Here is a 19,518-nt window from a genome sequence, read left to right as displayed (position 1 = left end):
GTGGGATTTTTTTATTGCGGCGAAGGAATGCCGCGCACATGCCGCATAGGGTATAACAGAAACGTTTGGTTGGCTTGAAATTGGAATCGGACTCATTCGGAAACCCATGAATTAGGAATGCCATAACGAAAGGATTGAAATCATCATGACAGCAAAATTGAAAGTCGGTATCGTCGGCGGAACGGGCATGGTCGGGCAGCGGTTCGTACAGCTGCTGGATCAGCATCCCTGGTTTGAAGTAACGGCAATCGCGGCAAGCGCGAGCTCGGCCGGCAAAACGTACGAACAATCGGTGCAGGGCAGATGGAAGCTGTCAACGCCGATCCCCGATAACGTGAAAAACATCGTCGTGCAGGACGCTTCGAAGGTGGAAGAGGTTGCCGGCCCGGTCGATTTCATCTTCTGCGCCGTCGATATGAAGAAGGACGAAATCAAGGCGCTGGAAGAAGCGTACGCCAAGACCGGCACGCCCGTCGTGTCCAACAACTCGGCCCATCGCTGGACGCCGGACGTGCCGATGGTCATTCCGGAAATCAACCCGCGCCATCTCGAAGTGATCGAAGCGCAGCGCAAAAGACTCGGTACCTCGAAGGGCTTTATCGCCGTGAAGCCGAACTGCTCGATTCAAAGCTACGTGCCGGCGCTGCACGCGCTGGCCGATTTCAAGCCGACGACCGTCGTGGCGTCGACGTACCAAGCGATCTCCGGCGCGGGCAAAAACTTCACCGACTGGCCGGATATGCTCGATAACGTCATCCCGTATATCGGCGGCGAGGAAGAGAAGAGCGAGCAGGAGCCGCTGCGCATCTGGGGCAGCGTCGAAGGCGGCGAAATCGTGAAGGCGAGCGCACCGCACATTACGACGCAGTGCATCCGCGTTCCGGTAACGGACGGCCATCTGGCCACCGTATTCGTATCGTTCGAGAACAAGCCTTCGAAGGAGCAAATTTTGGAGCGCTGGGCGCAGTTCAAGGGCCGTCCGCAGGAGCTTGGCCTGCCGAGCGCGCCGAAGCAGTTCATTACGTATTTCGAGGAAGAGAACCGTCCGCAGACGAAGCTCGACCGCGACATCGAAGGCGGCATGGGCGTATCGGCGGGAAGATTGCGCGAGGATTCGCTGTACGATTACAAGTTCGTCGGTCTGTCGCATAACACGCTTCGCGGAGCGGCGGGCGGCGCCGTACTGATCGCCGAGCTGCTCAAGGCGGAAGGCTACATTCAAGCGAAATAGATAGGACGCGTGAAACAACAAAAGCAAGCGCCGGCATTTCCGGGGCTTGCTTTTTGTTTTAGTTCCCCCGCACCGACGACGGGGTTGCCTGCTTATGCTTCTTGTACGTCCGGCTGAAGTAGTAGATGTCGTTAAAGCCGGTGGCCGCGGCAATCTCCGATATCGTAAGCGGGCTGTGGCGCAGCAGGTGATCGGCTTTGTTCAGGCGCGTCATCGTCACGTATTCGGTGACGGTATGGCCGGTCAGCTCCTTGAACAAGCGGCTGAAGTGGAACCGGCTTAAGCTGGCCATGCGGGCGAGGCGGTCGACCGACAGCTCGTCCTTGTAATGGTTCTCGATATGCTGGAACACGGGGGCGAATCGCTCGAGGTTCTTCATACGCTCGTCGTGTTCGACCTGGGTGAGCACGGTAGCGACATGGCCACGAAGCAGCCGCGTCATGAGCCGGTACAGCTCCGCCTTCACGGCCAGCTCGTAGCCGAACTCGCGCTGCTCGAGCTCGCGGATGATGGAGAGGACGCAGCCGATCGCTTCGCCGTCCTCGCTGATGTGGTTGCGGAGCAGCAGCCGGTTCTGCGTAATCGGCGTAATGAACTTCGTCTCGGCCGCGTCCGCGGACTGGCTGTGCAGCAGCGAAATGTCGGCGATCAGCGCATAGTAGAACAAATCGGAGGATAAGCTGATTCCATAGTGAAGCTCATTGCTGTTGACGACGATGAGCTCGCCTGGCTTTGCCGTAATCGCCGTCGAGCCGCATTCGATCGATGCTTCTCCCTGCACGATATAAAGAAATTCGAGATGCTCGTGAAAGTGATGCGGGAACGTGACTTGGCCTTGCTGGCTGAACGCGTTGCGGTGCACCTTGATCGGAAAATGAGGGTCCGGCATGTCCATCGGCTCGCGCAGCGATTCGTAACTGTCCTTGTTCATCCCCTTGATCCTCCTCCGATAGCTCCTCATAGACCGCACAATCGTGCAAACAAACCGCACACCTTTGCATGGCGCTTGGCGTCGATTCCATTATAATACGAAAGTAAAGGCGCGCAAACCTTCGCAACGCTTGCAAAGCTTTGGAGAGCAATCTCTCGCAAGCGAGGCGGGTTTGCCCATCTGCCCAAATTGAGGAGGAATCGTCATTGAATCCCGTACAAATCGCGGTAATTGGAACCGGCTCCATCTCGTCCAGTCATCTAGATGCTTATAAAAACAACCCGAACGCGAACCTCTACGCGGTATGCGATCTGAACGAGGAGCGCTCGAGGAAGGCGGCCGAGAAGTACGGCGCGTCCAAGGTGTATACGGATTACCGCGAGCTGCTCGCCGATCCGGCCGTCGAAGCGGTAAGCATCTGCACATGGAACAACACGCATGCCGAGATCAGCATCGCCGCGCTCGAAGCGGGCAAGCACGTGCTCGTCGAGAAGCCGCTCTGCCGCACGGTGGAGGAGGCGCTTCGCGTCCAGGAAGCCGTGGCGAGCTCCGGCAAGCTGCTGCAGGTCGGCTTCGTCCGCCGCTACGATACGAACGCCCAGCTGCTTCGTTCGCTTGCCGACAAAGGCGAGTTCGGCGACATCTACTACGCGAAGGCGTCCACGATCCGGCGCCTCGGCAATCCCGGCGGCTGGTTCTCCGACATCGAGCGCTCCGGCGGCGGCCCGCTGATCGATATCGGCGTGCACGTCATCGACCTGTGCTGGTACATGATGGGCCGGCCGAAGCCGGTATCGGTCAGCGCCAACACGTACCGCAAGCTCGGCAACCGCGCGAACGTGCAGAATCTGTCGTTCTACAGGGCGGCCGACTACGACGCGGACAAAAACACGGTCGAGGACATGGCGAACGCGCTCATCCGGTTCGAGAACGGCGCTTCCCTGCTCGTCGACGTCAGCTTCACGCTGCACGCGAAGTCCGACGAAGGCTCCGTCAAGCTGTACGGCGACAAAGGCGGCTTCGAGATCGATCCGGAGACGGTCATCGTGACGGAGCGGCATAACGCGATTCTGAACGCGTACCCGCAGACGGATCATCGGGGCTTCCATTTCCAAAGCGCGTTCCAGAACGAGATCAACCATTTCGTCGACTGCGTCAGAACCGGCAGCCAGCCGCTCAGCCCCGTCGCGGACGGCGTCGAGATCATGAAAATATTGGTCGGCATTTACGAATCGGCGGCGAAGGGCGCGGAGGTGCTTCTATGAAGCTCGGAATAAGCTCGTACAGCCTGTACAAGGCGATGGCGGCGGGCGAAATGTCCATCGGGGACGTCGTCTCCCACGTCGCGTCGATCGGCGCGGAGCATGTCGAGATCGTGCCGCTCGGCTTTAATTTCACGGAAAACCCGGAACTTATCGAGGTCATCAAGTCGCAGGCGCGGGAGAGCGGAATCGAATTGTCCAATTACGCGGTCGGCGCCAATTTCTCCGGTCTGAACGATGAGGAGCTGGTGCGGGAAATCGAGCGCCTGAAGCGCGAGGTCGATTACGCGGCCGCGCTTGGGGTGAAGAAGATGCGCCATGACGTCGCCTCCTCGAGCGACTTGTCGATCGCGAGCTTCCTGTCGGAGCTGCCGAGGCTCGCGGAAGCCTGCCGCGTCATCGCCGATTACGCGGCTCCGCACGGCATTACGACGAGCGTCGAGAATCACGGCTACTACATCCAGCAGAGCGACCGCGTGCAGGCGCTCGTGAAGGCGGTCGACCGCCCGAATTTCAGGACGACGCTCGACGTCGGCAACTTCCTGTGCGCGGACGAGAATCCGCTCGTGGCGGTGGCGAACAACATCGGCCTCGCCTCAATGGTGCATGTGAAGGATTTCTACTACCGTCCGGCAGGGGACAAACCGGGCGAAGGCTGGTTCGGCACGTCGCACGGCAATTGGCTGCGCGGCGCGATCGTCGGCCACGGCGACATCGCGATGCGGGACGTGCTGCGCAAGGTGAAGGAAAGCGGCTACGACGGTTTTGTTTCGATCGAGTTCGAGGGCATGGAAGAGTGCAAGCTGGGCACGAAGCTCGGTTTCGATTACGTGAAGCGCGTATGGAACGAAATTTAACGTTTAAGGAGCGTGGATAGAAGATGACGATGCCACTCATAACGAATAAAATCGGCGTCATTGTCGACAGCTTTCAGGTCGGCGTGAAGGAAGGCCTGCTCAAAGCGAAGCAGGTCGGAGCGGACGGCGTCCAAATGTACGCGGTATCCGGCGAGCTCGATCCGGCGAACCTGTCGCCTTCGGCCAGGAAAGAATGGAAGGCGTACATCGAATCGCTCGGGCTCGAAATTTCGGCGCTCGTCGGCGATTTGGGCGGACACGGCTTCCAGGATCCGGCGGAGAATCCCGCCAAGATCGAGAAGTCCAAGCGCATTATGGAGCTTGGCAGGGAGCTCGGCACGAACATCATTACGACGCATATCGGCATCGTGCCGGACGATAAGAGCAGCCGCGTATACGAGACGATGCACGCCGCGTGCGAGGAATTGGCCCGGTTCGCGAACGATATGGGCGCCTATTTCGCGATCGAGACCGGTCCGGAGACGTCGGCGCACTTGAAGGCGTTCCTGGACAGCCTTGGCACCAAAGGGGTGGCGGTGAACTTCGATCCGGCGAACATGGTCATGGTGACCGGCGACGATCCGGTGGTCGGCGTCCACACATTGAAGGATTACATCGTGCATACGCACGCTAAGGACGGCGTGAAGCTCGGGGACGTCGATCCGCGCGACGTGTACGGCTTCTACGGCTACGACAAGTCGCTCGACCACGAGAAGATCGCGGCGATGGCCGAATCCGGCGAGACGTTCCGCGAGGTTCCGCTCGGCGAAGGCCGCGTGGACTGGCCGGCTTACCTGCGCGCGCTGCAGGAGATCGGCTATACCGGCTACCTGACGATCGAGCGCGAGGTCGGCACGAATCCCGAAGGCGATATCGGCAAGGCGGTTCAATTTCTGAAGCAATTCAAATAATCCGTTTGCTTTCGGCAGGCGCTTAGATGACGGCAGTTCTGGGAATCTTCCCGGAATTGCCGTTTTTTTTCTGATTGGGAAATCGCATTACCATTGAATCCTTGCCCGATATCTCTTAAAATAAGCAAGGTAAGCGCTTTCTCCGGAAAGCGGTTTTTGATACGGGGAGTGATGAAGAAATGAAGAGGAACTGGTACCGCCGGATGCTGCTGTCTTATTTCCCGATCTTTATGTTTACGGTGACGATATTGATTTTCCTGTCCTTCATCGTCGTTAACGACATTTCGCATAAGGAGACCGTCAAGGCCGACCGGATTAAGACCGACTATATGGCCGACCGGCTGTCCCGCTCGCTGAAGGGGATCGAGCTCGACGTGCTGGAGGAAGTGGAGAAGAACGACCGGTACCGCGATTTTCTGAACGTCGGGCTGACGGGGGAGAACAGCCAGGTCATCTTCGACGTCGTCGACAGCATGCGCGCGCTTGCCGACAGCGACAGCCTGCTCGATTCGATCTACGTGTACCGGAACGAGGACAAGCAGGTGCTGACCCGAAGCGGACTCGTAAGCTGGGAGGCGTTCGCCGACCGCGCGTTCGTCGAGCATGCGCTCGCGAACCCCGATATCCACGGGTGGTCGGAGCTGCGGTCCTATCACGAATTCAGCACGGAGAAGGACAAGCGCGTCATTTCCGTTTACAAAAGAGAGCCGCTGCCCTTCGGAACCGAAGGGCTCGTCGTCATCAACGTCGATATGTACGCGGTAGAACAGATGATCCGTTCGATGAATAACGGGGAGCTCTCCTTCGTCGACGTCCGCGACGCGTCCGGTACGCTGCTGTTCTCGACCAGTTCGGCGGACCGGACCGAAGGAGACGAGGCGGGAGGCAAGGTGCTGAACCGCATTCCGTTCGGGCTGACCGGCTGGACGTTCGAGAGCGGCATCGCCGCCGGCCAGCTGTTCATGTGGGTGTCCGTCATTTCTTATGTCTGGATCGTCATCGGCGTGCTGACGGTCGCTTTTGCGATATTCTACATTATTTACATTACGAGGAAAAATTATAAACCGATCCGGGTTATGATGAACCGGATCGAATCGATCCAGCTGCGCGAGGACGCGTTCGGGCGGAAGATGGACGAGCTGTCGATGATCGACCATACGCTCGAGAGCCTCATTCAGCAGACGGCGGACTTCGAGAAGCAGCAGCGGGAAAATCTGCTCGTGAGCCGGCGCCAGCTGTTCCACGACCTGATGCAGGGCGAGGGAGCGGCGAACGCGCAGGAACGCCTGACGAAGCTTGGTCTGCTGCCGGCAGGGGAGAAGCCGGAGCAGCTGGCGTTCGTCGTCGTAGAGATCGGCCGCTACCGCGATTTCCGCAGCGACTTCTCATCGCGGGATCAGCACACCTTGAAGTTCGCGCTGACCAACGTGCTGCAGGAGCTGGCGCAGGCGGACGGCATGTACGGCTGGGCGGAGTGGATCGCCGAGAACCGGATGGGCCTGATCGTCGGACTTGGCGCGGACCGTCCCGACGCGCGCAGGCAAATTCGGCAATTCGCGGACAAAGGACGGTTATGGGCGGCCGAGCATTTGCGGCTGTCGCTGCTGTTCGGCGTCGGCAACGCCGTGCGGGAATGGGAGCGGATCGGCGAGTCCTGCAAATCGGCCGTCGACGCGCTGCGGCACAAAATGTCGCTCGGCAAGCAAGCCGTCGTCATGAGCGAGGATCTGCCGGACGCCGCGGGACGGAAATGGTACGCCTACGTGCAGCATGCCTCCGGGCTCGTCAAGGAATTCCGGCTGCTCACCGGCCAGTGGCGCGCGCAGCTGGACATGCTGTTCGCGCACATGGAGAAGGACTGCATGAAGGACGAGGACATCCGGACGGTGCTCCAGACGATGATGGATATGCTGGGGAGCGAGCTGGCGGAAATGTCCGAGGAATTGCGCGTCTACTTCAAGGGACCGGAGGCGGGCGCCATCGTCTCCGCCGCGGACGAGACGGCGACGCTGGAGGAGCTGAAGGCGCTCTATTCGGAACGGCTGACGGAAGTATACCGCATCTACGTCTCGCACAGCGAAACGAAGAACCACCGCGCCATGATCACCGAGCTGAAATCGTACATCGAAGAAAATTTCGAAAATCCCGATTTGTCCCTCAAGCATCTGAGCGACCGGTTTCATATTTCGGGCAAATACGCGAGTTATTTGTTCAAAGAGGAATTTAACATGAAGTTCGTCGATTTCATCGTTCAGCTTCGGATGGAGCGGGCGGAGGAGCTGCTGGCCGAGACGGAAGAGCCGGTGCAAAGCATCGCCCTGAAGGTCGGCTACGCCAACGCCATCACGTTCGGCCGCGTGTTCAAGCGCGTCGTCGGCGTCACGCCGGGCGACTACCGGAAGCTGAAGTTCAAGCCCGGAAAAGCCCGTCACGCCGGGGATATTTGAAAAAAGTTTATTGCGCGATTACGGTTAAGGTATACAAAATATGGGAATTTTATCGGCGGTTTATCGCTTGGAAACTAGTTTATTGCCGCTTTCCAGGCCGGCATGCCATACTGTGGTCATTCCGGTCCGGGCTGCGGCAATCGCTGCTGAAAGCGTTATCCTTCCATCGAACGGCCCGGCGGAGAGGCAAACCATCATTCAAACGAAGGGGCTGGAACGATGATTGGAAACAAACAAAGAAAAGGGATCATGGGCACGAAGAAAGCGGCGCTTACGGCAGGACTTGCTTGTACCTTATTATTTACGGCATGCTCGGCAAATTCGGGTGCCGGAGAGGAGGCTTCGGGCGGATCGGGCGGCGAAGGGGCGAAGGAGCACGTCACGCTCAAGGTCGAGGTGTTCGACAGGGGCAATTCGCCGGCCGGCTCCACGATTACGGACAATTACTTGACGAAATACGTACAGGAAAACTTCGGCAAACCGAACAACATCGACGTGGAATACGTGCCGGTGCCGCGTTCGGAGGAGGTCGAGAAGCTGAACGTGCTGATGGCCAGCGGCAGCAACGTGCCGGACATCGTATTCACCTACGACCCGAATACGTTCAACCGCTACGCGAAGCAGGGCGGCCTCACCGACGTAGGTCCGCTGCTCGACGAGCATGCGCCTAATTTGAAAGCGTTCCTGGGCGAAGAGGTGCTCGGCTACGGCAAGTTCGAAGGCACGCAATTCGCCATCCCGGCCAAGCGGTCGAACGTTGGCAAATATGCTTCCTTCATCCGCCAGGATTGGCTCGACAAGCTCGGCCTGCCGGTTCCGCAGACGACCGATGAGCTGTACGAAACGCTCAAGGCGTTCAAGGAGAAGGATCCGGGCGAGACGGGCGGCCAGGTCATTCCGCTCGGGATGACGATCGCGTCGGCGCAGTACGAGCCGCTCATCTGGTCGTTCATCAAGCCGGTGTCCGAGGAAGAGCGGCACACGCTGACGCAGCAGCTCGGCTCCAACGATTACCCGACGCTCCTGCCGGGCTTCAAGGACGCGCTGCAGTTCATGAACAAGCTGTACAACGAAGGCTTGATAAGCAAGGACTTCGGCCTCGACAAGGATAAGAAAAAGCTGGGCGAAGACGTCGCAACGGGCAAAGTCGGCTTCTACAGCGAGGACGACATTAACCCGTTCTACGAGAAAGGGTCCCTGGACACGCTTCAGCAAAACGTTCCCGGCGCGCAGCTCGCTTCCGTAGACGTGTATACGAACGAGGAAGGCAAGCATGCCAAGCCGATGTACGCGCCGAACGGCATGTACATCATGATTCCGAAATCGAGCGAGCGCGCGGTCGAAGCGGTCAAGTATTTGGAGTGGATGGCGACGAGCGACAATCTGTTCCACCTGCAGAACGGCATCGAGGGCGAGAACTACACAATGGTCGACGATATTCCGGTCGCGGTGGAGAATCCGTCGGAGGAGGCGCTGAACAGGATGTTCAACTCGGGCGACATGGCCATCGTCTCGAACGGCAAGCAGCTTGGCAGCATGGAGAAGAACCTGAAAGCGAGAGCACTGCAAATGCCGAAGAAGTTTCTGGAGCAGGTGGAAGCGGCTCAGGTCATCGCGAACGCGGACGTCATTGAGCCCGTGCTGATGGACAGACCGATCGAGGCGCAGACGAAATACGGCACGACCCTGCTCGACAAATTCAACGAGATGATCGTCAAGACGACGATGGCGAAGCCGGATCAATTCGACGGCATCTACGAAACGATGCTGAAGGACTATATGGCGAGCGGCGGCCAGGCGATTCTGGATGAGCGCACGGCCGTTTACAAAGAGATGCAGGCGGCGAACTAACGCGGCTGTACAGCTTGGCGAGGGGGATGGGGGAGCCTTAACGTCCCCCCGCCATAACCGATAGCATAAGGAGGAGACCGCCGTGGGCTGGATCGTTTATTTCCGCAGATATTGGCAGCTGTACGCGCTGCTTGCTCTGCCGCTCGCCTATTTCATCATTTTCAAATACGGGCCGATGTACGGAATTCAAATCGCATTCAAGGATTTCAACTTTTTCCAGGGCATAGCGGGGAGCGAGTGGATCGGCTTCGACGCGTTCAAGGAAGTATTCGCCATGCGCGATTTTTATTTGACGCTTCGCAATACGCTTATGCTTAACTTTCTCGATCTGCTCGTATCGTTTCCGGCGCCGCTTATTTTGGCCATTATGCTGTACGAGATGAAGACCGTCTGGTTCAAGAAGCTTTCGCAGACGATTTTATACATTCCGCATTTTATTTCCTGGGTCATTATCGGCGGCATCGTCTACCAGGTGTTCGGCACGCAATCCGGCATGATCAACAACATCATCACGTCGCTTGGCTTTGAAGCCATCCCGTTCCTGACGGACAAGAACGATTGGCTCGTCACCTACCTGCTCGTCGGCGTATGGCAAAGCGCGGGCTGGGGGACGATTATTTACTTGGCGGCCCTTACCGGCATCAACAAGGAATTGTTCGAAGCGGCCGGCATCGACGGGGCGGGCAGGCTGAAGCGCATTTGGCACATTACGCTCCCCGGACTGAAGCCGACCATCGTCGTGCTGCTTATTATCAATTTAGGCCATATGGTATCGATCGGCTTCGAACGCCCGTACGTCATCGGCAATTTGGCCGTGCGCGAATATTCCGACGTGCTCAGCACGTTCGTGTACCGAATCGGGCTCGAATCGGGCCAATATACGCTCGCGACGGTCGTCGGCCTGTTCCAGGCGGTCGTAGGGCTCGTGTTCGTGCTGGGCGCGAACTATACGTCCAAGAAGCTTACGGACGAAGGCATTATGTAGGCGCAATAAAAGGATAAGCAAGGCAGGAACGATCACTTTCGACTATCGAGAATCGGAAAGGAGCGGACGCTTATGAGAGAGCATACCGCGAACCGCGTGTTCGATACGGCCAACTTTATCGTGTTACTCGTTAGCACGCTGATTTGTCTGGCTCCATTTCTTCATATAGCGGCAATATCCTTAAGCTCGGCAGGGGGGATCCTGTCCGGCAAAGTAAGCCTGCTTCCCGTCGATTTGAACGTAGAGGCGTATACCAAAGTATTTACCGACGCTTCGATGATCCGTTCGCTCGGCTTTACGGTGCTGCTGACCGGCCTGTTCACCGTGCTATGCATGGTCATGACGATCGCGATGGGCTATCCGTTGTCCAAAAAGAAGCTGAGAGGACGCAAAGGCTTCATGTTCGTCGTCCTGATCACGATGTTTTTCAGCGGCGGCATCATACCCGAATATATTTTGGTCCGCAATCTGGGCCTGCTCGACTCGATCTGGGCGCTCGTGCTGCCGGGCCTCATCAACCCGTTCTATCTGATCATCTTGATCTCGTTCTTCAACAACATCCCGGAAAGCCTGGAGGAATCGGCGGAAATCGACGGCAGCAGCCACTTCCGGACGCTCGTCGGCATTATGCTGCCCTTATCGATGCCGGTCATCGCGACGCTGAGCCTGTTCTACGCGGTGGGCCGCTGGAACGGCTTTACGGACACGCTGATGTACATCACAAGCCCGGAGCTTTACCCGCTCCAGCTCAAGCTGTACCAGCTCATCCAGAACAACATGATCACGGACCTTCTGCAGAATGAAGGGGCGCAGATGGCGACCGTCGTTCCGGAGAGCCTGAAGGCGGCCAGCGTCATCTTCGCCACCGTGCCGATCCTGATCGTATACCCTTGGCTTCAGCGCTTCTTCGTCAGCGGCGTCATGCTTGGGGCGGTGAAGGGGTAGGAATGGGCAAGGCGATGGCGATGCGGCTTTCGCCTTAGTAATCGAAAGAAGCCATGAACGGATAATCGCGAAGCTTGCGGCCTTGCGGACATGAGGCGGCGGCTATACGGAAAGCGTGGGAGAAACGAAATGAGCCTATACGAGAAGCTGGTCGCCATGAACGACCGCTGCGTGCAAGACGGAATGGACAATCAGGTGCTGGATAACGAAAGCCGCTTCTATGGCGGAGTCGCCGATCCGGCGAGCGGCGTCGCCTGGCCGAGCCACGGCGGAACGCCGATGGTCATGGCGTTATGGGCATCCGCGCTGGCCGGCAAGGATTCCCGGTTCTATCGCGAACCTGAGCTGCTGCGCCGGCTGGAGCTGGGCGCTCGCTACATGCTGCGGTTCCAGCATGCCGACGGGACGATTTCGCCGCCATGGACGAATATGCACTCGCCGCCGGACACCGCGTTCGTCGTGAGCGGCCTCGCGCAGGTGTACGAGCTGCTCGCGGCCGACGGCTGGGAGCCGGCGCGCCAAGCGGCGGACGATATCCGCTTGTTCCTCGAGCGGACGATTCCCGCCCTGCTGACGGGCGGCTGCCATACCCCGAATCATCGCTGGGTACTGACCGCGGCGCTCGGGTTCATGTACACGCTGACGGGGCGGCCGGAGCTGAAGGAGCGGGCGGAAGCATGGCTCGCGGAAGGGATCGACTGCACCGGGGACGGGGAATGGACGGAGCGGAGCAACGGCATTTATAACGCCGTCAGCGACATCGTTCTTATCTACGCGGCGGAGCGGCTGGGCAAGCCCGAGCTGCTGGAGCCGGTGCGCCGCAACCTGCGGATGATGGCGTACATGATCCATCCGGACGGCGAAGTGGTGACGGATTACTCCGGGCGCCAGGATTACGGCAGCAAATACGGCATGGGGGCGTATTTTCTCGCGGCGGGGCTGATGGCGAGCCTCGACGGCGACCCGCTGTTCGCCGCGATCGCGCGGCTCGCGGGCGAGGCGCTGGAGCACCCGGGTTGGCTGCCCAATAACGCGCTGCTCGGTTTGCTGCTGCATCCGGAGCTGCGCGATTGCCCGGTTCCGCCTTCGGAGCTGCCGGACGAATACCGCGTCGTCGTGAACGGCGGATTCCCGCGCGGGCGTTACCTCGGAGGAATGGAGGCGGCCGGCCACGGCGGCAAAATTTATCACAGCCGGCTGCATCCCGATTTCGGCGCCCCGGTCGCGAGGCACCGGAGCGGCCCGACGAGCGCGACCGTCATGACCGAGACGAATTCGTTCTTCGCGCTCCGCCACGGAGCGGCGAAGCTGCTCGCGGTGCAGGTCGCCGCTTCGTTCGAGCCGGGCTTCGTGAAGCTGAAGCGGCTGGAGGAGCTGGAATCCGGCGGATACAGGCTGTCGGCGACGGAGAAGAAGGGCTACTACGGTCCCGTGGCGGCGCGGCATTTGCCGGAATCGGCGGGCGGACCGGTCAGCCCGTGGTATTTGCTGCCGCATCATTTGCGGGAAGCGACGCACGAGCAGCGGCACGAGGTCGAGGTCGAGCTGACGGAAACCGGGCAAGGCTGGCGCATCCGCGTCCGCTGCGGGCTGCCGGACATTCTGATGACGCAAATTTCGTTCGTGTTCGGCGCGGAAGGCGCCTTGACCGGCGAAGGGCTGGCGGATGCGGCTGACGGGACGCAGTTCTGGCGGGAAGGGACCGTCCGCCTCGCCGCCGGAGAGGATTGGATCGAGCTGGACGGAGGCGCCCGCGAGCACCGGGCGAGGACGCTCAACAACGCGAGCTACCCGGCGGATTGCCGGACGCTGCTCGTCAACGTGCTGACGCCGTACGATACAACCTTCGAGATCAGGCTGTCCGGCAATGGGCGCCATGACGGCAGACGGGAGGAATGAGGAGATGGGAGCTTATATCGAACCGCGGGAAAGCGCGCGTTACGCGTTCGGAGGCGACGAACGCGGCGTCCTGGAGGCGCTGGCCGGCCGTTACGCCGGCGCGAACCCGCCTGTGCCGTTCGCGCTGCGCGCTTTTGCCAAATCGGGCGTGCTGCAGACGGAGGCAGGACTTTACGATTTCGATTTCTCCAATAAGCTGCCGGATGCTTCCATGGGCGACTACGCTTACGCGTTCGGTCTCGTATGGAGCGACGACGAGCGGTCGATCGACGGCATTCTGGAGCCGTTCGGTCCGGTGATGCTGTACGTCAACGAAGAGCGGCTGTACCGTTCGGGCGCGGTGGACGAGATGAAGCCGGACGCGCGGGTCGTTATCCCGCTCCTGCTGCGCAAAGGCTGGAACAGCGTGCTGGTTGAGACGCGCAGGACGGCTGCCGGCTTCGGCTGCCGCTTCGGCGCGGACGAGGCGAAGGTCCGGATCCTGCAGGTGCTTTCGCCGTTCGCGGACCGGGCGGGAAGCGCGGGCTGGGCGTTCACGGACGCGGTGAAGGGACCGAGGTTCGGGAGCGAAGCGGGCTTTCCCGACTTCAAGGGCGCGGAAGAGGCCACCGGCCTCGCTTGGCATCCGCGGACGAAGTGGACGGCCGAGGAAGCGGAGCGGCCGAACGGCGAGCGGCTGTTCGGCTTGCCTGGGCGGCCGGCCGCCCTCTACGGCTGGAGCCGGGTGAACGTGCCGGCCGGGGAGGAGCCGCTCGTGCTGGAGGGCCGGGTCTTCGGGCCGACGGCCATCTGGCTGGACGGCAGCAAGGTCGCCGAGCTGGCATCGGCCGGGGCGTACCGGGTGGAGGCGGCAGCCGGAAGCGGCAGCCGACAGCTGCTCGTGCGCACCGTCAGCGGCCCGGGCGGCTGGGGCTTTACGTGCGGCGCGGCATGCGGAGGGCGGCCGCTGCAGCTGGAAGCGCCGGCCGCCGTGCACGGCTATGACGGCGCCTGGCTGTACGCCGGGCCGCTCGATCCCGGGGAGGAGACGGAGCCCGCGGCGGCATGCATGGCGGGGGCGCTCTTCCCTGCCGTCGATGCCGAGGGCCGCTGCGCCGGGCAAACGCATTGGCGGGTCGACGCGCCGGAGACGTGGGTGAGGCCATACTACGAGAACGCGATGCTGAGCAACAAATGGACGACGGGGAGCGCCACGAATTTCGGGCGCTGGGATTACCCGCTCGGCGTCACGATGTACGGCCTGCTGCGGACGGCTCGCGAGCTGGACCGGCACGATTTGGCCGAGTACGCGATCCGCCATATCCGCAGCTGCACGGACCTGTACGCTTATTCGCTGTGGGACCGGGATGCTTACGGCTTCCCGTCCGTGAACCATCAGCTCGTCCTCGTCAAAATGCTGGACAACTGCGGCTCGTTCGGCTCGGCGATGCTCGAGGCTTACCTGCAGACGGGGGAGAAGTGCTTCCTCGGCATTGCGGACGTCATCGCCGACTTCATGCTGCGGCGGCTGGAGCGGCGGCCGGACGGCGCGTTCTACCGGCTGTGCCCGGGCGAATACGCGGCCGACACGATGTGGGCCGACGATCTGTACATGAGCGCCCCGTTCCTGACGCGTTACGCCGCGGCGGCCGGCAAGCCGGAAGCGATCGACGAAGCGGCGAGGCAGTTCCTGCTGTACAAGCGTTATTTGTTCATGGAGCCGGAAGGCGTCATGTCGCATGTGTTCGATTTCAAATACGGCCAGGCGACGCGCGTGCCGTGGGGACGCGGCAACGGCTGGTGCCTGTTCTCGCTGTCCGAGCTGCTGGAGAAGCTCCCGGCCGGCCACCCGGACCGCGAAGCGCTGCTCGCGATGTTCCGGGAGCTGTGCGCGGGCGTCGCGGCGCTTCAGGCGGAGTCGGGCCTATGGCGCCAGGTGCTCAATCGGCCGGATGCCTACGAGGAAGCTTCGTGCACCGCGATGTTCGCGTACGCTTTCGCCAGAGGCGTGCGCTTCGGCTGGCTCGACGGCAACGCCGGCTACGAAGCCGCCGCGCTTAAGGCTTGGCGGGGGCTCACCGGCGAAGCGATCGACCGGCAGGGCAACGTGCACGGCGTGTGCAGCGGATCGCGGTACTCCTTCTCCCCGGAGTATTACATGCACGACCTGCGCACGGTCGTAAACGACAACCACGGCATCGGGATCATGATGCTGGCTGGCGTGGAGATCAGCCGGCTGAAGGGTGCCGCTGCCGGGACGTTCGTGCCAACGGCCTGATTCGCAAGGCGGGGGCTCGGGCAGCATCCGGCATGCCCGCCTGACCGAAGGCGCGGATGTGCCGATTGGCGGCGGACCGCGGGGAGATGCGGCAGGCCGGCCAGACCGAAGGCGCGGTAGCGCCGCTGTAAGCAGGGAGCGGCGGCGGACCGCGTGGAGATGCGGCAGGCAGGACCGAAAGCGCGGTAGCGCCGCTGTAAGCAGGGAACGGCGGCGGACCGCGTGGAGATGCGGCAGGCCGGCCGGGCCGAAGGCGCGGTAGCGCCAGTAGGGAGTGGCGGCGCTGTCGCTTGCGCCTTGTGCGGTGCGGGCTAAGGCGATCGGCGATGCATCTTTGCACCATGCAGGGTGCGGGCTGAGCCGTGCTTCAACGGCTTCGAGCATCCAGGTGAAGTAATGTGGCTATGCACCATGCTGAGTGCGGGGCGGGCAGATCTGTGGTTGCAACGGCTTTGCGCGTGCGGGCTGGGCGTCGTTGCTGCTCTCTTAGCGGTACGGGCGAAAGAAGCAGACATATTTTCCGCTATCGACGACATAGGATCGTATAGCGGCGCAGAAGCAGCGTAGAAGCGGTGCACCGACGTTGTTTAGGTGACTCATTAAGCTCAAAATTTGCAACTAAACGCTCTCTTGCGGTCACCATAGTGGGTCTAATATCATATTTTGAAATTATTTAGAAGGAAATCGAGGCTTGATGAGCGTATTAAACGGTTTAGGTTCAAAATTTGAAATTAAACGGACGTTGCGCAGGTGGAAAACCGATTTAGTCTCAATTTTTGAAATTAGCTGCCGGACCGCGGGAAAGTCGGCGTGAAGTGAGCTGCCGGCGCACGTGGCGAGCGGTGGCGTGAAGTGAGCTGCCGGACTGTGTGGAAGAGGCGGCGGGAAGTGGGCTGTCGGGCACTCGGGGTACGGTGCAGGAATTAAGCTGCCGGCGCACGTGGCGAGCGGTGGCGGAAGTGAGCTGCCGGGGCGCTCGGAGTACGGCGGCGGGAAAGCAACATCTATTTTTTTAACGAGTTAAGCGCTTAACCTGACCGTCCGCGAAGGCGGGCGAGTTTGAAAACCGGAAGGGGATGCGGATGAAAACGGTACGTTTGACGATGGCGCAGGCGCTGCTCAGGTTTCTGGACGAGCAGTATGTGTCGGTGGACGGGACGGAAACGAAGTTCGTAAAAGGGGTCATGGGCATTTTCGGTCACGGCAACGTGACGGGGCTCGGCGAGGCGCTGGAGCGAAGCGCGGGCAGCCTTCGGTTCATCCAGGGGAAAAACGAGCAAGGAATGGTGCACGCCGCGGCGGCGTTCGCGAAGCAGAGCGGGCGCAGGCAAATTTACGCGTGCACGTCGTCGATCGGTCCGGGCGCGCTGAACATGGTGACGGCCGCCGCGACGGCGACCGTGAACCGGATCCCGGTGCTGCTGCTGCCGGGGGACAACTTTGCGTGCAGGCAGCCCGATCCCGTGCTGCAGCAGCTCGAGGTGCAGGCCGACTATACGGTATCGGCGGTCGATGCCTTCCGGCCGGTCAGCCGCTACTTCGACCGGATCGTCCGGCCCGAGCAGCTGATGAGCGCCGCGCTGCAGGCGATGCGGGTGCTGACCGATCCGGCGGAGACGGGGGCGGTGACGCTCGCGCTGCCGCAGGACGTGCAGGCGGAAGCGTACGACTATCCGGCGGCATTCTTCGAGCGGCGGGTGCATGTCATCGACAGGCGTCCGCCGTCGCCGGAGGCGGCGCGCCGCGCGGCCGCGCTGATCGCCGGCAAGAAGAAGCCGCTCATCATCGCGGGCGGCGGCGTGCACTACGCGGACGCCGCGCGGCAGCTGGCCGAATTCGCGGAAGCGTTCGGCATCCCGGTGGCGGAGACGCAGGCGGGCAAGAGCAGCCTGCCGTGGGATCATCCGCTGAACATGGGCGCGATCGGTGTAACCGGCTCGCTGGCCGCGAACAAGCTCGCGCGGGAGGCAGACGTCGTCATCGGCATCGGGACGAGGTATTCGGATTTCACGACCGCGTCGAAATCGGCCTTCGGCAACGAAGACGCGCAATTCGTCAACCTGAACGTAAGCGCTTTCGACTCGGCGAAGCTGAACGGGCTGCAGCTGACGGCCGACGCGCGGGAAGGGCTGGCGGCGCTGCGGTCGGAGCTCGCCGCCGCCGGCTACCGGAGCGGCTACGGCGAAGGGGAACTGGCCGAGAGGAAGGCGGAATGGGACCGGGAGGTCGACCGGCTGTACGCGATAGAGCATGAAGAAGGCCTGGCACAGACGCGGGCGCTCGGCGTCATCAACGAGACGCTGCTCCCGTCGGACGTCGTCGTCTGCGCCGCCGGCAGCCTGCCCGGCGATCTGCACCGGCTGTGGCGCTCCGCCGAACCGCGCACCTACCATATGGAATACGGCTTCTCCTGCATGGGCTACGAGATCAGCGGCACGTTCGGGGCGGCGCTGGCCGAGCCGGACCGGGGCGTCTACGCGGTCGTCGGCGACGGCAGCTACCTGATGCTTCACTCCGAGCTGGTGACGAGTCTGCAGGAAGGGACCAAAATAACGGTGCTGCTGTTCGACAACCACGGCTTCCAGTGCATTCACAACCTGCAGCGCGGGCACGGCAGCGACGGCTTCGGCAACGAATTCCGCTACCGCAATGCCGGGACCGGACATCTTGACGGCGGCTACATGCCGATCGACTTCGCCGCCCATGCGCGGAGCATGGGGGCGAAGGCTTACAAGGCAACGACGGCGGAGGAGCTGCGCGAGGCGCTACTTCAGGCGCGCGAAGAAACGGTCACGACGCTGATCGAAATCAAGGTCGTTCCGGGCACGAACACGCCGGGCTACGAGTCGTGGTGGCGGGTCGAGGTGCCGGAGGTGTCGGCGAGCGAGAAGGTGGCCGCCTCCCATAAGGAGATGGCGGCGCAAATCCGCAAGGCGAGAGCGCTGTAGGCGCAGCGTACGCAGGATAAGGCTCATTAACTGAAGCGGGCTTGCCGGGCAAGCCCGAGAGGAGGCAGCGATATGCTGGAGAAGCTCACTTTTCAAATCGGCGCGCATCCGATCAATTGGGTCGGGGAGGACGTGCGCGAGCATGGCGCGGACACGGCTTACGAAACGATTTTGGACGATATGCAAAGGCTCGGGCTTAAGGGAACGGAAATGGGCAGAAAGTATCCCAAAGATACGGAGGTGCTGAAGCGCGAGCTGGCATCGCGGGGCATTCAATTGGTCTCGCAGTGGAAGTCGGTGCTGTTCTCCGATCCCGCTTACCGCGAGCAAGAGCTGGCGTCCTACCGGGAGCATGCGGCTTTCTTAAGCGATATGGGGAGCACGGTCATCAGCACGGCGGAGGTCGGCGGCTCGCTTCACTTCGACCCTCGGCGGACGCCGAACGAGAAGGAGGTGCTCCGGCTCGACGAAGCGGGCTGGCAATCGCTGGCCGAAGGGCTGAACGCCGCGGGCCGCATCGCCCGGGAGTACGGGCTGAAGCTGACGTACCATCACCACGGCGGCACCGTCGTGGAGCGGCCGGAGGAGATCGACCGGCTGATGGAGCTGACCGACCCGTCGCTCGTCCACCTGCTGTACGACACGGGCCATGCCTATTACGGCGGCGCCGACCCGCTGGCCGTTCTACGCAAGCATTACGACCGGATCGCCTACGTGCATTTGAAGGACGTTCGCCAGGCAGTGCTGGACGAAGCCCGCGCCGAGCAGGCCGACTTTATCACCTGCATCCGCAAGGGCGTGTTCACCGTCCCTGGAGACGGCTGCATCGATTTTCGTCCGATCGTGACGGAGTTGCTTGATCGGGGCTATGCCGGCTGGGCGATGCTGGAGGGCGAGCAGGATCCGGCGCTGCATCCGCCGTACGAATATGCGCGGCGCGCATTGCGGTATATCGACTCGATAGTGCCCGAGGCCGGGCAGAGAGGGGAGTAGG

Annotated in this window: 13 protein-coding genes; 12 read left to right on the top strand and 1 reads right to left on the bottom strand. The window is 61.3% G+C overall.

Annotated elements, in window-relative coordinates:
* The first annotated feature begins 145 nt into the window (after window positions 1–145).
* On the top strand, window positions 146–1,231 hold the full coding sequence (asd, locus tag IDH41_RS12165) for an aspartate-semialdehyde dehydrogenase (RefSeq protein ID WP_190861335.1): 1,086 nt from the start codon (window positions 146–148) through the stop codon (window positions 1,229–1,231).
* 58 nt (window positions 1,232–1,289) lie between these two features.
* On the opposite strand, the gene IDH41_RS12160 is transcribed toward asd, so the two are convergent.
* Window positions 1,290–2,162 (bottom strand): helix-turn-helix domain-containing protein, encoded by an 873-nt coding sequence (locus IDH41_RS12160; protein WP_190861333.1) that lies wholly within the window; start codon window positions 2,160–2,162, stop codon window positions 1,290–1,292.
* 206 nt (window positions 2,163–2,368) lie between these two features.
* Here IDH41_RS12160 and IDH41_RS12155 point away from each other — a divergent pair, with 206 nt between their 5' ends.
* From IDH41_RS12155 to iolE, 11 genes are all read left to right on the top strand, one after another.
* Complete coding sequence (locus tag IDH41_RS12155; protein ID WP_190861331.1) at window positions 2,369–3,427, top strand: Gfo/Idh/MocA family protein; 1,059 nt, start codon at window positions 2,369–2,371, stop codon at window positions 3,425–3,427.
* Window positions 3,424–4,281: a sugar phosphate isomerase/epimerase family protein gene (locus tag IDH41_RS12150; RefSeq protein WP_190861329.1), complete on the top strand. Its 858-nt coding sequence runs from the start codon at window positions 3,424–3,426 to the stop codon at window positions 4,279–4,281. Before IDH41_RS12155 ends, IDH41_RS12150 begins: the two co-directional genes overlap by 4 nt.
* Window positions 4,282–4,304: 23 nt before the next feature.
* Window positions 4,305–5,192, top strand: a complete 888-nt coding sequence (locus IDH41_RS12145; RefSeq protein WP_190861327.1) for a sugar phosphate isomerase/epimerase family protein — start codon at window positions 4,305–4,307, stop codon at window positions 5,190–5,192.
* A 179-nt stretch (window positions 5,193–5,371) separates the two neighbouring features.
* On the top strand, window positions 5,372–7,639 hold the full coding sequence (locus IDH41_RS12140) for an AraC family transcriptional regulator (RefSeq protein ID WP_190861325.1): 2,268 nt from the start codon (window positions 5,372–5,374) through the stop codon (window positions 7,637–7,639).
* Window positions 7,640–7,858: 219 nt separating this feature from the next.
* Window positions 7,859–9,490 carry an extracellular solute-binding protein gene (locus tag IDH41_RS12135; RefSeq protein WP_190861323.1) on the top strand — a complete coding sequence of 544 codons (1,632 nt, stop codon included), beginning with the start codon at window positions 7,859–7,861 and terminating at the stop codon, window positions 9,488–9,490.
* An 82-nt stretch (window positions 9,491–9,572) separates the two neighbouring features.
* Window positions 9,573–10,475 (top strand): ABC transporter permease, encoded by a 903-nt coding sequence (locus IDH41_RS12130; RefSeq protein WP_190861321.1) that lies wholly within the window; start codon window positions 9,573–9,575, stop codon window positions 10,473–10,475.
* A gap of 72 nt (window positions 10,476–10,547) precedes the next feature.
* Window positions 10,548–11,420, top strand: a complete 873-nt coding sequence (locus tag IDH41_RS12125) for a carbohydrate ABC transporter permease (RefSeq protein WP_190861319.1) — start codon at window positions 10,548–10,550, stop codon at window positions 11,418–11,420.
* A gap of 129 nt (window positions 11,421–11,549) precedes the next feature.
* Entirely contained in the window at window positions 11,550–13,319 is a 1,770-nt protein-coding gene (locus IDH41_RS12120) for a hypothetical protein (RefSeq protein WP_190861317.1), read from the top strand.
* Window positions 13,320–13,323: 4 nt separating this feature from the next.
* Complete coding sequence (locus tag IDH41_RS12115) at window positions 13,324–15,576, top strand: glycoside hydrolase family 88/105 protein (protein ID WP_190861315.1); 2,253 nt, start codon at window positions 13,324–13,326, stop codon at window positions 15,574–15,576.
* A 1,082-nt stretch (window positions 15,577–16,658) separates the two neighbouring features.
* Entirely contained in the window at window positions 16,659–18,524 is a 1,866-nt protein-coding gene (gene iolD / locus IDH41_RS12110; RefSeq protein ID WP_190861313.1) for a 3D-(3,5/4)-trihydroxycyclohexane-1,2-dione acylhydrolase (decyclizing), read from the top strand.
* Window positions 18,525–18,596: 72 nt separating this feature from the next.
* On the top strand, window positions 18,597–19,517 hold the full coding sequence (gene iolE / locus IDH41_RS12105; protein WP_397327834.1) for a myo-inosose-2 dehydratase: 921 nt from the start codon (window positions 18,597–18,599) through the stop codon (window positions 19,515–19,517).
* Window position 19,518: the final 1 nt, after the last annotated feature.

The organism is Paenibacillus arenilitoris (assembly GCF_014705655.1).
Taxonomy (GTDB): domain Bacteria; phylum Bacillota; class Bacilli; order Paenibacillales; family Paenibacillaceae; genus Pristimantibacillus; species Pristimantibacillus arenilitoris.
The sequence above is the reverse complement of the archived record's forward strand: the minus strand, read 5'-3'. Positions and strand labels throughout refer to the sequence as shown.

Excerpts from the sequence above, each read along its gene's own strand:
- IDH41_RS12120 (WP_190861317.1), top strand. The coding sequence starts at position 11,550 with ATGAGCCTATACGAGAAGCTGGTCGCCATGAACGACCGCTGCGTGCAA.
- IDH41_RS12125 (WP_190861319.1), top strand. The coding sequence starts at position 10,548 with ATGAGAGAGCATACCGCGAACCGCGTGTTCGATACGGCCAACTTTATC.
- IDH41_RS12150 (WP_190861329.1), top strand. The coding sequence starts at position 3,424 with ATGAAGCTCGGAATAAGCTCGTACAGCCTGTACAAGGCGATGGCGGCG.
- asd (WP_190861335.1), top strand. The coding sequence starts at position 146 with ATGACAGCAAAATTGAAAGTCGGTATCGTCGGCGGAACGGGCATGGTC.
- iolE (WP_397327834.1), top strand. The coding sequence starts at position 18,597 with ATGCTGGAGAAGCTCACTTTTCAAATCGGCGCGCATCCGATCAATTGG.
- IDH41_RS12115 (WP_190861315.1), top strand. The coding sequence starts at position 13,324 with ATGGGAGCTTATATCGAACCGCGGGAAAGCGCGCGTTACGCGTTCGGA.
- IDH41_RS12140 (WP_190861325.1), top strand. The coding sequence starts at position 5,372 with ATGAAGAGGAACTGGTACCGCCGGATGCTGCTGTCTTATTTCCCGATC.
- IDH41_RS12135 (WP_190861323.1), top strand. The coding sequence starts at position 7,859 with ATGATTGGAAACAAACAAAGAAAAGGGATCATGGGCACGAAGAAAGCG.
- iolD (WP_190861313.1), top strand. The coding sequence starts at position 16,659 with ATGAAAACGGTACGTTTGACGATGGCGCAGGCGCTGCTCAGGTTTCTG.
- IDH41_RS12145 (WP_190861327.1), top strand. The coding sequence starts at position 4,305 with ATGACGATGCCACTCATAACGAATAAAATCGGCGTCATTGTCGACAGC.
- IDH41_RS12160 (WP_190861333.1), bottom strand. The coding sequence starts at position 2,162 with ATGAACAAGGACAGTTACGAATCGCTGCGCGAGCCGATGGACATGCCG.